The organism is Streptomyces sp. NPDC005925, assembly GCF_040638805.1.
Lineage (GTDB): Bacteria > Actinomycetota > Actinomycetes > Streptomycetales > Streptomycetaceae > Streptomyces.
Map to the genome: position 1 here is coordinate 265,988 of NZ_JBEXVL010000001.1, position 13,582 is coordinate 279,569.

Sequence of the window (13,582 nt, forward strand, 5' to 3'; positions counted from 1 at the left end):
GGGAGGCACACGAGCGACCACGACTGTCCCACAACTTTGTGAATTCTTTCACCCGCCCTCTTGGCCGGGCCCCGGCATTCGTGCTGAGATTCCGCCACCACTCACAGCTCAATGGCGTGCCGGGGAGGGCAACGTGGCGCATACCGCCATGTCTGGTTACGGAACGACCGCTGGTGACGATCCACTCCAGACCGCGGTATGGCGGCTGCGCTCACGCGCATGCTGGGCCGACGCCGCAGCCCTGCTGACACCGGACACCGCGGGATCCTCCCTGCAGCGGGCCGCGCTGCTGGTGGAACGGTGCCTGTACACCGAGCAGGGCTGGGAGGAGGCGGAGGACGCGCTGCGCACCGCCGAGGCCGTCGCCCACACCGACGAGGAGCGCGGGGCCGCCGCTTGTGAACGGGGGCAACTTGCGTACGCCTCCACGCTCCACACCGTGCGGGACCGCGCCGACGAGGCCCGGGCGGCGCTGGGCAGGGCGGCTGCCCTGCTTCCGCCGGGTTCCGCCGGACGGGCCCTGCTGGACTTCCGCCGGGGACTGCTGGCGGAGAACCTGACCCGCTCCCCGCAGGCCGCGCGCGCCGCGTACCGCAGGGCCCACGCGGGCGCGACGGCGCACTCCGACCCCCTCCTGCTGTCCTTCACGTGGCGGCACCTGGCCGGGCTCGCCCTGCGGGAAGGGGAGCTGGCGGAGGCCAGGCACGGGTTCGCCGAGTCCCTGCGCATCCGCGAGGAACTGGGCTATCTGGTCGGTACGGCCCCGGCGCTGGCATCCCTCGCGGACACCGAGACGGAACCCGAGGCGACCCGCCTGCGCGAGGAGGCCCGCCGACTGCACCGCCTCCTGGGCGGCGTGCCGACCTGGCTGGCACGGCAGTTGGCCGTCACGGCGCCGGACGCGGGGGCGGCGTAAGGCGGGGCGGCACAACGGGGCGTGGCGTAAGGCGGGGCGGCACAACGCGGGCGTGGCGTAAGGCGGGGGCGGCAGGCGGGCGTGGCGCAAGGCGGGGCGCCGCTCGCGTTCGGGCGGGGCCTCGCCCGACCGGCGCCGACAAGGACGCAGGCGCCGGTCCGACCCCGCCGGACCGGCCCGACCCACCCGGCCGCACAGGCACGGACGGCGGCGGTCCACGCCGGGTCGAGCGGCCCGCCGAGGTCGCGCGCCGTCCCCGCGCGGTGTGCGAAGCCGTCCTGCCCCGCGCGGAGCGTCACGCTCCGGCGAAGTGTTCCCGTACCAGTGACTGGACCACGTCGAAGTCCCGCGCGGTCAGCGCGTCCAGGAGCGTCATGTGCTGGGACGCGTCCGCGACCAGGTCCGCCCGGCCGCGGGTCACGGGACCGCTCGGCACCGGCCACTGGGAACGCCGGTGCAGGTCCTCCGCGATCTGCACCAGCTGGCCGTTCCCGGCGAGCGACAGCACCGCCCGGTGGAAGGCACGGTCCGACTCCGCGTACGTCGCCGCGCAGCCCGAGGACGCGGCCCGTACCGTCGACTCCGCCAGTGGCCGCAGTTCCGTCCACCGCTCCACGGGCACGGTCCGCGCCAGACGCATCATCACCGGCACCTCTATCAGCGCCCGCACCTCGGCGAGCTCCGCCAGCTCCCGCGCTCCCCGCTCGACCACCCGGAAGCCGCGGTTCGGCACCACCTCGACGGCGCCCTCCAGCGCCAGCCGCTGCATCGCCTCCCGCACCGGCGTCGCCGACACCCCGAACTGCTCGCCGAGCGCCGGTGCCGAGTACACCTCGCCCGGTACCAGCTCCCCCGACACCAGCGCGGTGCGCAACGCGTCGAGGATCTGCCCCCGCACGGAGAAGCGCCGCACGCGCGTCCTCGGCCCCTCCGCGCCCTCGCGCCCGCCCGGCCCGGTGGCCCCGGGCCCGTCGGCCCCGCGGACGCACCACCCCGCCGCCCGGTCCACGTCCCCGGCGCTCGGCTGGGCGGGCACCCGCAGCACGACAGGCACCCCCGCCGGCACGCCGGAGGCGTCGGCAGAGTCCTGCGCACCCTGCGTCACGGGTCCTCCTGCGGGCATGTCGGCACTTGGGGTCATTGCGGCGGGGATGTGACCCGCTCGGGGAGCACCATAGGGCCACACGCCGTCAGTTCCCACCCCCGCGACACCCACCAAGGTGAGCCTTACCTTCCCAACGGCCGAGTGCCTCGCGGATCGGTGGCCTCTGCATGCCCGCGCCCCCTTCGCCCCTCGCGGACGCGTACACCCGCCTGACCAGGGCGTTCCCGGCGCTCGTGGTCACGGAGCAGGACGCCGGGGTGCGGGACGCCGGCCTTCCCCGTGGAGGCGGGTGGCTCCGCGCCGCCGACCTCGCGGCCGATCCCGGCGCCCTCGACGCCTTCCTGGCCCACGACGACGCGCAGGTCCGGCGCGCCCACGGCCGGCCCGCACGCCCCGACGTGGTGGCCGGTTCCGGGCTGCACCGCTACGCCTGACCCGCCTGCCTGCCTGCTGATCACCGTGCCGTGGTTCCTGAGCCGTCGCGTCCCCCGCTACCCCGTGACGCACGTCTCGTACGACCGCACGGCCCCCGGCCTGCCCCTGGGCCGCACGGCGGTGCTGCCGGCGGACTTCGCCTGCCTGCCGGGCGACCCGGCCGCCGCGCTGCCCGGCGCGCGCGTGGCCGCCGGTGAGGAGGCGCCGCGCGCGGAGGTGCGCGGCGCGGTCGCGGAGCATCTCGAGCACGTGCGTCACCTCCCCGCGGATTTGCGACGCCGACCGCGTCACCGGACTCCTGTCGGCGACGCCCGCCTGAACCGCCGCGTGGCACGTCGGAAGCGCGTCACCGGCCCGCTATGATCACGGCCACTCCACGCCTCTCTCACCAGCCGCGGCAATTTTTCATGGAACCACCCGTCCGGGTAGTCTTATTCGAACTCAACTCCCGCCCCTCAAGCGGCAGTTCGAGCAGATCGCTGCCCTGGGCAACCCCTTCCCCTTCCTTGGCGGCCTCTTGCCCCGAAACCCCCTGAGGGCCAGTGGGTTTGGGCCACCATGGCGGGCGTTACACGCCCTATCCCAATGCGAGGGACCCCACAGATGAGATTGACCGACATATCGCTGAACTGGCTGCTTCCGGGCGCCGTGCTGCTCCTGGGCATGCTGGCGGCGGTGGCGGTGCTCGCGCACGGAAAGCGCGCCTCGGGGAAGGACACGAGCGCGGACGACTCGTGGGAGCGCAGCGAGGAGCGCCGCCGCCGCAAGGAGGCCCTCTACGGCACGGCTTCCTACGTCCTTCTGTTCTGCTGTGCGGCGGTGGCCGCGGCGCTCTCCTTCCACGGACTGGTCGGCTTCGGCCGGCAGAACCTGAACCTGACCGGCGGCTGGGAGTACCTGGTCCCGTTCGGCCTGGACGGCGCGGCGATGTTCTGCTCGGTGCTCGCGGTGCGCGAGGCCAGCCACGGTGACGCGGCGCTCGGCTCCCGGATACTGGTGTGGACGTTCGCGGGCGCCGCTGCCTGGTTCAACTGGGTGCACGCCCCCCGGGGCATGGGCCACGACGGCGCCCCGCAGTTCTTCTCCGGCATGTCCCTGTCCGCGGCCGTGCTGTTCGACCGCGCCCTGAAGCAGACCCGCCGGGCCGCGCTGCGCGAGCAGGGCCTGGTGCCGCGTCCGCTGCCGCAGATCCGCGTGGTCCGCTGGCTGCGGGCGCCCCGTGAGACGTACCGCGCCTGGTCGCTGATGCTCCTGGAGGGCGTGCGCAGCCTGGACGAGGCCGTCGAGGAGGTCCGCGACGACCAGCGCCGCAAGGAGAAGGAGCGCATGCGGCGCCGGGAGGCGAACCGCATGGAGCGCGCGCAGCTGCGGGCGATCAGCCGGGGCCACCGCGGCCTCCCGGGCCGCGGCGGGCGCCGGGGCGAGGTGGAGGTGCAGGTGGAGCGCGACTCCGACCGTGTGTCCGCGGAGCCTGCCATATCGGCTTCGCCGGAACAGTTGCCCGTTCGTTCCCGTCCCTCCCTGGAGCCCGTACGCAGCGGCTCTGACCACCTGACCGTCGACCTCACCGCGGAGGACGACACCATGGCCCTGCCGCGACTGGACTCCCTGGAGCAGAAGCTCAAGGACCTGGAGCAGCAGTTCGGCTGAGGCCGCACGGGCTGACGGCCGGCCGCCCGGATCCTGCGCGGTCCCGGGCGGTGACGGCAACACGGGGTGGGGCGCGGCCTGTTCGGGCCGCGCCCCACCCCGTTGGCCGTGCTCGGGCGGACGTCGGGCCGGGGCCCGTCCGGGCCCGTCCGGCGGGGGGTGACATGGAGTCCGGGCAGCGCGTCGGGCGGCGGGTCAGGCCGCGCCCGCGCCGAGTTCGAACCAGACGGACTTGCCCACGCCGTGCGGGCGTATTCCCCAGGAGTCCGCGAGGGACTGCACGAGGAGCAGGCCCCGGCCGTTGGTCCGGTGCGTACCGTCGTCGGCGTGCGGTACGCGCGGGCCGGGTCGGCCGGCCACGAAGTCCCTGACCTCCACGCGCAGTCCGCCGGGCCGGACGGTCGCGGTCAGGACCGCGTCGTCGTCGGTGTGGACGAGCGCGTTGGTGACGAGTTCACTGGTGAGCAGCTCCGCTATCTCCGATCGTCCGGGAAGCCCCCACTGGCGCAACAGCTCGCGCAGCGCCCTGCGGGCCTCGGGTACGGCTCGCAGGTCGGCGCGCCCGAGTCTGCGTCTGAGTTGAGGGGCCGTGGCGCGCTCCGCGTCGCCGTCGGCCGTCTGCTCCATGGTCTGGGCGGAGGACACACCGGCTGCTGCCGGGCATCCCCCTCGTGACTGCCTTTTCATGATCCCCCGCGCGACGATGGCCGGATCCTCCCGCTCGAACATGTACACGGGGATGATTGCCCGATCGGGCACGGGACAGTCATCCGGAATGCTGAACCCCGCAAGGCATCGACTCGACTCCGTGCGTCATTCGGGGGTCGGGGCGCGACGGCGTACGCCCCGTGGTGTAGGCGGAGTCGGGCGCGGGGTGCCGTCACGCCTCCCACACGGCGGCGGCCGTACGGTCGTCGGCGTAGCCCTTGACCCGGACCTGCGTGTCGGTGAGGAACCCGGCGAGGCCGGGCGGGGCCGGGGCGGACCACCGCTCGGCCATGTGGGCGGCCAGCTCGGGTTCGCCGCGCAGCGGTTCGGCGAGGCCCGCCGTGCACATCAGGAGCGTGTCGCCCGGGCGGGCCACGGAGGCGCGGAAGCGGAAGGGCTCGCGCGCGGGCGCGGGGGCGGGTTCGTAGGGGCTGGGCGGGGTGGGGATGCCCAGGTCCATGGTGAGGTGGTCGCCCCGGGGAGTCACGGGGCTTCCGGGCGTCCCGGCGGGCGGAGAGCCGAAGCCGGCGGCGGGTCCGGTGTCGGTGGCGGCGGGTTCGAGGTCCTGCCACCGTCCGTCCCGCAGCCGGAACAGTCCGCCCTCGCCGACGCCGAAGAACACCCGGGTACGGCACTCGGGTGCCGCCGGCAGCAGCAGGCAGCGCAGGCCGGACGCGCAGGCGCCGGCGTCGGTGCCCTGCTCGGCGGCGGCGCGCAGCCTGCCGAGGCTGCGGTCGGTCAGCCGGTGCAGGCCGGACTTCAGGTCGTCGCGCCGGCCCTCCCGCACGTCCTGTGCGAGCCGGGCGTGGTTGTCCCCGACGGCCCGGCCGATCGCGTGGCAGAGCTCCGCGGCGGCGCGGTGCGCGCCCGGCGTGCCGCGCACGCCGGTGGCCGTCGCGACCAGCACCAGCGCCTGTTCGCCGGTGCCGAACCGGGCGGTGAGCAGGAAGTCCCGGCGCGGCTCGCCCCGGAACCGTGCGGAGTCCCCGCGCACGGACACGGCGCGCAGCGTGCAGGTGCCGTACCTCGCGCCGTCCAGCACGGTGTCCGGGACCAGGTCGGCCAGGGCGCCCGGGTCGGCGGGCGGCAGCGCGGCCGGGTCGGCGTCGTAGGCGGGCGGTCCGGCTCCGACGTGGTCCGGGCCGGAGCGGGCGGCCGGCACGGACAGCCGGCCGGACGGGCGCGGCGGTGCCGAGCCCGGCGGCGGCTCGGGCGACGTCGGCTCCGCGACGGGGCGGACGGTACGGGTGGTGGCGGCCGCGCGGCCCACGGACGTCCCGTTACCGGGTCCCCGGCCCCCGGGCGTCCGGTCCCCGGGCGGCCGCGTGGAGGTCCCGGCTCCCGCTCGCGTGCCCGTCGCCCGCTCGGACGCCGCCTCGCCGGAGGCTACCGTGCCGGCCGCCGACGCGAAACGGTCGTCCAGTGAGTCGGGTGCGGGCGCGGGGCCCGTGTCGTCGGTGGAGGAGTCGTACAACTCCTGCCACCAGTCGTCCTCGTGACCGGTGGGATGTCGCCCCTGCTGGCTCATGCCCCCGATTCTCCACCGCGCGGGCCGCGGAAAAACCCGTCGGGAAAAAATCACGCCAGGGCATGCGGAATGAGGTACCGGGCGGCCCCACCCCCCACGGGAGGGCCGCCCGGCACCTCCGGCACAAGGCCTGTGGTGGTGAAGGGACTCACCTTGGCAGAGTGGCGGGCGGTACGGCGATGATGTGCCGAGGCGGGTTTACGCCGTGGCCGGTTTCCGCCATGGGCGGCACCGCGTGTCCGTTTTTCGGGGAGTTCGGGGATTCGGGGAGGGCGACCGCGCATGCTGAGTGTGCTGGGGCTGGACGAGACGCACGAGTCGGCGTACCGGGCGCTGGTGACCCTGGGCGCCGCCGACGTGCCCGACCTGGCGCGCCGGCTCACGCTCGGCGAGCACGACACGGACCGGGTGCTGCGCCGGCTGGAGCGGCACGGGCTCGCCGCGCAGTCGTCGGCGCGGCCGGGGCGCTGGGTCGTGGCCCCGCCGGCGGTGGCGCTGGGCGCTCTGCTGTCCCAGCGCCGGCACGAACTGGAGAGGGCGGAGCTGGCGGCGACGCTGCTCGCCGAGGAGTACCGGGCGGCGGCGGCCGAGCCCGCGGTGCACGACCTGGTCGAGGTGGTGATCGGCGCGGCGGCGGTCGCGCAGCGGTTCGTGCAGATCCGGCTGGGGGCGAGCGAGGAGGTCCGCGCGCTGGTCACCGGCGGTCCGGTGGCCGGTGCCGTCACCGGCGTGGAGAGCGACCCGCAGGAGCGGGCCGGCGGGCGCGGGGTGCGCCACCGGGCGGTCGTCGAGCGGGCCGTGCTGGATCTGCCCGACGGCGTCGCGGAACTGACCGCCGCGCTCGGCCGGGAGGAACAGGTGCGGGTCGTGGAGCGGGTGCCGACCAGACTGGTGATCGCCGACCGGGCCCTCGCCCTGGTGCCGCTCACCTCGCACGCCGCGGAGCCCGCCGCACTGGTGGTGCACGCCAGCGGGCTGCTGGAACTGCTCTCCGGGCTGTTCGAGTCGGTGTGGCGGGACGGGCTGCCGCTGCGGCTCGGCGCGGCCGGCGTCACGGAGGACCGGCCGGACGGTCCCGACGGCACGGACCTGGAGATCCTGTCGCTGCTGCTGGCCGGGCTGACGGACGCGAGCGTGGCCAAACAGCTCGATCTGGGGCTGCGCACGGTGCAGCGCCGGGTGAAGCACCTGATGGAACTCGCGGGCGTGACGACCCGCCTCCAGCTGGGCTGGCACGCGTACGAGCGGGGGTGGGTGTCCCGGGAGCGGGAGGCCTGAGAACGCCGCCGGCGGCACGGGGCCGCCGCTCTGCGGGGCTCGTCCGGGTCCGGCAGTCTGGAGGGATGGGAGTGTGGGGCCTGCTGCTGGTCGGGCTGGTCCTCGGGCTCGGACTGTACGGCGTACTGGTGCCCGGGGTGCCGGGTTCGTGGCTGGTGTGGGCGGCCGTCCTGTGGTGGGCGCTGCAGGACCCTCGGGCGGTCTCCTGGTGGGTGCTGGTCGGCGCGACGGCGTTGCTCTGCCTGTTCCAGGTGATCCGCTGGACGCAGCCGCCGCGCCGGCTGCGCGCGGGCGGTGTCACGCACCGTACGGCGCTGTACGCGGGTGCCGGCGCGGTCCTCGGGTTCCTGCTGGTGCCGGTGGTCGGCGCGATCCCGGGCTTCGTCGGCGGCGTCTACCTGTCCGAGCGACTGCGCCTGGGCCGGCACGCCGAGGCCCGGGTGGCGCTGCGCACGGCGATGCGTTCGGGCGGCTGGAGCGTGCTGGCGGAGCTGTTCGTCTGCCTGCTGATCACGGCGGCCTGGCTGGGCGCGGTGCTGTGGGGCTGACCGGCGTGCGACCCGGCACGTCCCGTGCGACACGTCAGGACGTTGTGACACCTGAGGTCTCGTGCGCCTCAGGCTCCTTGTGACACGTCAGGACGGTGCGACAGCTCAGGCCTCGTGCAACTCGGGCCTCATGTGACACGTCGGGCTGTGCGACATCTCGGGCCTGGTGCGAGCGTCCGACTCGGGTGACGCGTCAGGGCCGTACGGCGGTGAGCGCGCCCTCGTGCGTGAGGAGCCGCACCTTGCGGTCCAGGCCGCCCGCGTAGCCGGTGAGGGAGCCGTCGGTGCCGATCACGCGGTGGCAGGGGCGGACGATCAGCAGCGGGTTGGCGCCGATCGCGCCGCCGACGGCCCGTACGGCCATCCGGGACGCCCCGACCCGGGCGGCGATCGCGCCGTACGTGGTGGTCGCCCCGTACGGCACGGAGTCCAGGGCGGCCCACACCCGCTCACGGAACTCGGTGCCCGCGGTGCGCAGCGGCAGGGTGAATTCCTTCAGCTCGCCGGCGAAGTACGCGGCGAGCTGCCGCTCGGCCTCGCGGAACGGACCCGGGTCGTCGCGCCAGCCGTCCTGGACGGTCCGGCCCGCCTTCTGGCCGGGCACGGACAGCGAGGTCAGCGCACCGTCCGCGTCGGCGGTGAGCAGCAGCTGGCCCAGGGGGCTGTCGAGCCGGGTCCAGTGGACGGCGACGTCGGCGGCGCTCGCTCTGGTCACCGGTCCGCTGACCGGGCCGGTCATCCGGTGGGCCGTGGGGCCAGTCGTCTGCCGGAGCGTCGGGTCCGTCGTGGGACGGGTCATCGGGTCGGTCATCACCACTCCAACTCCCCTGCGGCGCGCAGGTGGTGCAGGGCGTAGCTGCGCCAGGGGCGCCAGCTTTCGGGGGCGTCCACGCCGGGCGGCGCGACGTCGGGGTCGCCGAGGGCACGGCTGCGGACGACGGCCACGGTACGGGCGTCGAGGCCGGGCAGTGCGCGCAGGGCGGCGTGGGCGGCATCGCGGTCGGCGCCCGGGTCGAGCCGCAGGGTGCCGTCGGCGAGGGCGGCGGCGAGTGTGCCGAGCGGGGTGTCCGGCTCGGCCTCGGCGAGGACGGCCGGCTCGGGGAAGAGGTGGGTGAGGCTGCCGCAGGGGGCGTCCAGGGCCTTGCCGTACCGCTGGACGAGGCGTGCGGCCTCGTCCGTACCCGTCAGGGCGCGCACGGCGAGCTCCTCCGGGTCGGCGGCACCCGGTGCGCGCAGCCCCGGGCGGGCCGCGACCAGCGGGGCGAGGCGGGGGTCGGCACCGAGGCGCTCGTCGACGGCGTACGGGTCGGCGTCGAGGTCGAGGAGTCTGCGCAGCCGCTGCACGGCCGTGGTCAGGTCGCGCGGGTCGGCGAGGTGCAGCCGGGCGTCGAGCCAGCCGCCGGGGTGGGTGCCGCGGGTGCTCCGCGCGGTGCCGGGCCGCTCCCCGACGGCGACGGTGCCGGTGCCGTGGGGGAGCCGCAGGGTGCGCCGGTAGGTGCGGGCGCCCGCGGGACCCGTGACCTCCTCGACGCCGGCGACGGCCTCACGGGCCAGCACGTCGAAGACGTGGCCCGCCGCGTAGGGGCCGCGGTGGGCGAGCCGCAGCGGGATGCCCGCGGACGGGGTGGCCGGTCGGGCCGCGCCCGGTGGGCCGGCGGCGCGCAGCTCGCCGGGGGTCCGCGCGTACACGGCTCGGATCGTGTCGTTGAACTGACGCACGCTGGCGAAGCCCGACGCGAACGCGATCCCGGTGATCGAGAGGTCGGTGGTCTGCAGGAGCACACGCGCGGTGTGGGCGCGCCGGGCGCGGGCGAGGGCGACGGGGCCCGCGCCGAGTTCGGCGGTGAGCTGGCGCTGGACCTGCCGGGCGCTGTAGCCGAGCCGGGCGGCGAGTCCGGCGACGCCCTCCCGGTCCACGACTCCGTCGCCGATGAGCCGCATGGCCCGGCCGACGACGTCCGCGCGGACGTTCCAGTCGGCCGAGCCGGGCACGGCGTCGGGCCGGCACCGCCGGCAGGCCCGGAATCCGGAGCCCTGCGCGGCGGCGGCCGTGGTGAAGAACCGTACGTTGTGCCGCTTGGGCGTGATCGCCGGGCAGCTGGGGCGGCAGTAGACGCCGGTGGTCCGGACGGCGAAGAAGAACGCCCCGTCGAACCGGGCGTCCCGGCTCCGTACGGCCTCGAACCGGGCGTCCTCGTCCATCACGCCCCCGGCCGTCACCGTCACGCCTTCTTTCACCTTCGCGCCTGCGTCCTTCACGCCTCCAGTCTCCGTCGGCCGGGGACGTGCGGCTGGCGGAAATCGGACACGGCGTTGACGAGGACAGGCGGAGGACGGACCGGGGGCAGGCCAGGGACGGACCGGGGACGGACCGGGGGCCGGTTCCCCGGGCCGGTCCGTCTCCGGCCGGGGACGATCCTTACCTCGCGCGCCCCCTCTTCAGCTCACCGGCCGCGCGCCCCATCGCGCCCTTGCGCTTCCAGTCCTTGCGGATCTCCGCCCTGAGACGGGCGTCCGTCTTGGCGACGATGTACTGGTTCTCGCGCAGCAGCTTGCGATAGCTCTCCAGACGGCGTTCCGGGAGGTCGCCGGAGTCGATGGCGGCGCGGACGGCGCAGCCCGGTTCGCTCTCGTGGGCGCAGTCGTGGAAGCGGCAGTCCCCGGCCAGTTCCTCGATCTCGGCGAAGACCTGCCCGACGCCGGTGCCGGCGTCCCACAGGCCGACGCCGCGCAGCCCCGGCGTGTCGATGAGGACGCCGCCGCCGGGCAGGACGAGGAGGTTGCGGACGGTCGTGGTGTGCCGGCCCTTGCCGTCCATGTCACGGGTGGCCTGTACGTCCATGACGTCCTCGCCGAGCAGCGCGTTGGTGAGGGTGGACTTGCCGGCGCCGGACTGACCGAGCAGTACGGCCGTACCGCCCGAGACGACGGCGGCGAGCACGTCGAGCCCGTCCCCGTCGCGCGCGCTGACGGGCAGCACGGGCACGCCGGGCGCGCTGGTCTCGACGTCCTGGACGAGATGCGCCCGGGTCGCCGCATCGGGCACCAGGTCCGCCTTGCTGAGGACGACCACCGGCTGCGCCCCGGACTCCCAGGCGAGCGCGAGGAACCGTTCGATGCGGCCCAGGTCGAGTTCGACGGCGAGGGAGACCGCGACGATGGCGTGGTCGACGTTCGCGGCGAGGATCTGCCCCTCGGACCGCTTGGAGGAGGTGGACCGTACGAAGGCGGTACGGCGCGGGAGGCAGGCGCGTACGTAGCGCGGGGTGCCGCCGGGTTCGACGGCGACCCAGTCGCCGGTGCAGACGACCCGCAGCGGGTCGTGCGGGGTGACGAACGCGGTGTCGGCCCGCAGGATGCCGCCCGCGGTGGCGACGTCGCACTGCCCGCGGTCGACCCGGACGACCCGGCCGGGCAGCAGCCCGTCGGTCTCGTACGGGGCGAACGCCTCGGCCCAGGCGGCGTCCCAGCCGTAGTGGGCGAGCGGGGACGGGGAGATGCCGGATGCGGATGAGCTGGAGCTCAAGGGGGGTGGCCCTTCGAGGAGGGGTGGCCCCGGCACACGCGCGTCGGCGCGGACGATGTGAAGGTCAGCCGGTGGCCACGGAGGTGGACTTGACGACGAACTGGATGCGGGCAGCGCCCTTCGCAAAGACAGCCATCGGTCACACCTCCTCTTACTGCGCTCGATACCGCACGGGGCCGGCAGCGGCGGCCGTGGGCCGGCCGCTGCTCGATTCGCCCTCACTTTAGACGCGGGCCCACACGCGTGCCAACGCGTTTTCCGCGGCGGGTTTTCCCGCGCCACACCGTTCCGCCGCACGCTCGCGGGCGGCGGGCCGCGGAACGCCGTCGGGGCGGCCCCGGCCCTCCCGGGCCGGGGCCGCCCCGTGACAGGCGGCTCTCTCGGTCACTTGATGCCGAGGAGCTGTTCCAGCGGGTCGATGGCGAAGTAGACGAAGAACAGCAGCGCGGTGCCCCACAGCAGCCAGTGCACCTCGCGGGCCTTGCCCAGGCACGCCTTGATGACGACGTACGCGAGGAAGCCGGCGCCGATGCCGTTGGTGATGGAGTACGTGAACGGCATGACGACGATCGTCAGGAAGGCCGGGACGGCGAGCTCGTAGCGGTCCCAGTCGATGTGCTTGACCTGAGTCATCATCAGGAAGCCGACCGCGATGAGGGCGGGCGAGGCGGCCTGCAGCGGCACGATGGTCAGCACGGGCGTGAAGAACAGCGCCGCGGCGAACAGACCGCCGGTGATGAGGTTGGCGAAACCGGTGCGCGCGCCTTCACCGACACCCGCGGCGGACTCGATGTACGTCGTGGCGGACGACGCGGAGGCGGCGCCGCCGGCGACGGCCGCCGTACTGTCGATGAGCAGGACGCGACCGAGGCCGGGGACCTGGCCGCGCTCGTCGAGGAGGCCGGCCTCGGCGGTGACACCGACGATGGTGCCCATCGTGTCGAAGAAGTCGGACAGGATGAGCGTGAAGACGAGCAGGACGCCGGTCAGGACGCTGACCTCACCGAACGCGCCGAGCAGATCGAATTCACCGAGGAGCCCGAAGTCGGGGCTGGCGACGGGCTTGTCGGGCAGCGCGGGCGTGGTCAGACCCCACGACTTGATGTCGGCAAGCTCATTGATGACCAGGGAGAGGACGGTCATCAGCACGATGCTGATGAGAATGGCGCCCTTGACCTTGCGGGCCAGGAGGACGAGCGTCACCAATACGCCGAGGCAGAACACCAGCATGGGCCAGCCGGTCAGCGCACCGGTGCCGAGCTGCACCGGAACAGTGGTGTTCGCGGCATCCGGGATTCGCGTGACGAATCCGGCATCCACAAAACCGATGAACGCGATGAAAAGGCCGATGCCGACACTGATGGCCTGCTTGAGCGGCTGCGGAATGGCGTGCATGACCGCCTCACGCAAACCGGTCAGCACCAGGACGCAGATCAGCAGGCCTTCCAGCACGATGAGGCCCATCGCGTCGTCCCACGCCATCAGCGGGGCGATCTGGAATCCGACGACGGCGTTCAGGCCGAGACCGGCGGCGAGGGCGAGGGGCAGATTGCCCCCCACTCCCATGATCAGGGTCATCACCGCGGCCACCAGGGCGGTGGCGGTGGCCAGCTGAGCAGAGTCCAGGTGGTTGCCGTACTTGTCCTCGGCACTGCTCAGGATGATCGGGTTGAGTACGAGGATGTACGCCATCGTGAAGAACGTGGCGAATCCACCGCGTATCTCACGGCCGTACGTCGAACCACGTTCAGTGATGCGGAAGAAGTGGTCGAGCGCACCGCCGCTGTTTCCCGTGGGCGGGGCCGCGACGGGGCCTGTCGTGCTGGTCTTCATGACTGCTGTCTCCTGGACCTGCAAGTGTGCGGAAAGCCTGACGGTGCCGCCGAGA

General features: G+C 74.2%; 11 protein-coding genes and 1 pseudogene. 5 read left to right on the forward strand and 7 right to left on the reverse strand.

Annotated elements, in window-relative coordinates; genetic code table 11:
• Positions 1-133 precede the first annotated feature (133 nt).
• Complete coding sequence (locus ABZ354_RS01130; RefSeq protein WP_358651606.1) at positions 134-916, forward strand: hypothetical protein; 783 nt, start codon at positions 134-136, stop codon at positions 914-916.
• A 295-nt stretch (positions 917-1,211) separates the two neighbouring features.
• Here ABZ354_RS01130 and ABZ354_RS01135 read toward each other — a convergent pair whose 3' ends face one another.
• The gene (locus tag ABZ354_RS01135; protein WP_358651608.1) at positions 1,212-2,021 is read right to left on the reverse strand and encodes a GntR family transcriptional regulator; all 810 of its coding nucleotides are present in this window, start codon (positions 2,019-2,021) and stop codon (positions 1,212-1,214) included.
• A 167-nt stretch (positions 2,022-2,188) separates the two neighbouring features.
• Between ABZ354_RS01135 and ABZ354_RS01140 the strand changes: the two are divergent.
• A pseudogene (locus ABZ354_RS01140) lies at positions 2,189-2,708 on the forward strand (iron-sulfur protein); the annotation flags it as partial.
• 351 nt (positions 2,709-3,059) lie between these two features.
• Positions 3,060-4,106, forward strand: coding sequence for a DUF2637 domain-containing protein (locus tag ABZ354_RS01145; protein WP_358651610.1), 1,047 nt, complete (start codon positions 3,060-3,062; stop codon positions 4,104-4,106).
• Between the two features lie 195 nt (positions 4,107-4,301).
• On the opposite strand, the gene ABZ354_RS01150 is transcribed toward ABZ354_RS01145, so the two are convergent.
• Together ABZ354_RS01150 and ABZ354_RS01155 are read right to left on the reverse strand one after the other, a co-directional pair.
• Positions 4,302-4,733: an ATP-binding protein gene (locus ABZ354_RS01150; RefSeq protein WP_358652215.1), complete on the reverse strand. Its 432-nt coding sequence runs from the start codon at positions 4,731-4,733 to the stop codon at positions 4,302-4,304.
• A 253-nt stretch (positions 4,734-4,986) separates the two neighbouring features.
• Entirely contained in the window at positions 4,987-6,342 is a 1,356-nt protein-coding gene (locus tag ABZ354_RS01155; RefSeq protein WP_358651612.1) for a protein phosphatase 2C domain-containing protein, read from the reverse strand.
• A gap of 282 nt (positions 6,343-6,624) precedes the next feature.
• Between ABZ354_RS01155 and ABZ354_RS01160 the strand changes: the two genes are divergently transcribed.
• Positions 6,625-7,620: a helix-turn-helix domain-containing protein gene (locus ABZ354_RS01160; protein WP_358651614.1), complete on the forward strand. Its 996-nt coding sequence runs from the start codon at positions 6,625-6,627 to the stop codon at positions 7,618-7,620.
• A 65-nt stretch (positions 7,621-7,685) separates the two neighbouring features.
• On the forward strand, positions 7,686-8,168 hold the full coding sequence (locus ABZ354_RS01165; RefSeq protein ID WP_358651615.1) for a DUF456 domain-containing protein: 483 nt from the start codon (positions 7,686-7,688) through the stop codon (positions 8,166-8,168).
• Between the two features lie 193 nt (positions 8,169-8,361).
• Here ABZ354_RS01165 and ABZ354_RS01170 read toward each other — a convergent pair whose 3' ends face one another.
• The 4 genes from ABZ354_RS01170 to ABZ354_RS01185 all read right to left on the reverse strand — a co-directional run bounded on the left by ABZ354_RS01170 (position 8,362) and on the right by ABZ354_RS01185 (position 13,527).
• Entirely contained in the window at positions 8,362-8,907 is a 546-nt protein-coding gene (locus ABZ354_RS01170; RefSeq protein ID WP_358652217.1) for a methylated-DNA--[protein]-cysteine S-methyltransferase, read from the reverse strand.
• 71 nt (positions 8,908-8,978) lie between these two features.
• A complete protein-coding gene (locus ABZ354_RS01175; protein WP_358652219.1) occupies positions 8,979-10,370 on the reverse strand; it encodes an AlkA N-terminal domain-containing protein in 1,392 nt (463 codons plus the stop codon).
• A gap of 217 nt (positions 10,371-10,587) precedes the next feature.
• Positions 10,588-11,694 (reverse strand): ribosome small subunit-dependent GTPase A, encoded by a 1,107-nt coding sequence (gene rsgA, locus ABZ354_RS01180; RefSeq protein ID WP_358651617.1) that lies wholly within the window; start codon positions 11,692-11,694, stop codon positions 10,588-10,590.
• Between the two features lie 384 nt (positions 11,695-12,078).
• Entirely contained in the window at positions 12,079-13,527 is a 1,449-nt protein-coding gene (locus tag ABZ354_RS01185) for an NCS2 family permease (RefSeq protein WP_358651619.1), read from the reverse strand.
• Positions 13,528-13,582: the final 55 nt, after the last annotated feature.

Bases quoted from the DNA above. Each gene is read 5' to 3' on its own strand.
- ABZ354_RS01145 (WP_358651610.1), top strand. From the start codon at position 3,060: ATGAGATTGACCGACATATCGCTGAACTGGCTGCTTCCGGGCGCCGTG.
- ABZ354_RS01150 (WP_358652215.1), bottom strand. From the start codon at position 4,733: ATGGAGCAGACGGCCGACGGCGACGCGGAGCGCGCCACGGCCCCTCAA.
- ABZ354_RS01155 (WP_358651612.1), bottom strand. From the start codon at position 6,342: ATGAGCCAGCAGGGGCGACATCCCACCGGTCACGAGGACGACTGGTGG.
- ABZ354_RS01160 (WP_358651614.1), top strand. From the start codon at position 6,625: ATGCTGAGTGTGCTGGGGCTGGACGAGACGCACGAGTCGGCGTACCGG.
- ABZ354_RS01165 (WP_358651615.1), top strand. From the start codon at position 7,686: ATGGGAGTGTGGGGCCTGCTGCTGGTCGGGCTGGTCCTCGGGCTCGGA.
- ABZ354_RS01170 (WP_358652217.1), bottom strand. From the start codon at position 8,907: ATGACCGGCCCGGTCAGCGGACCGGTGACCAGAGCGAGCGCCGCCGAC.
- ABZ354_RS01175 (WP_358652219.1), bottom strand. From the start codon at position 10,370: ATGGACGAGGACGCCCGGTTCGAGGCCGTACGGAGCCGGGACGCCCGG.
- ABZ354_RS01185 (WP_358651619.1), bottom strand. From the start codon at position 13,527: ATGAAGACCAGCACGACAGGCCCCGTCGCGGCCCCGCCCACGGGAAAC.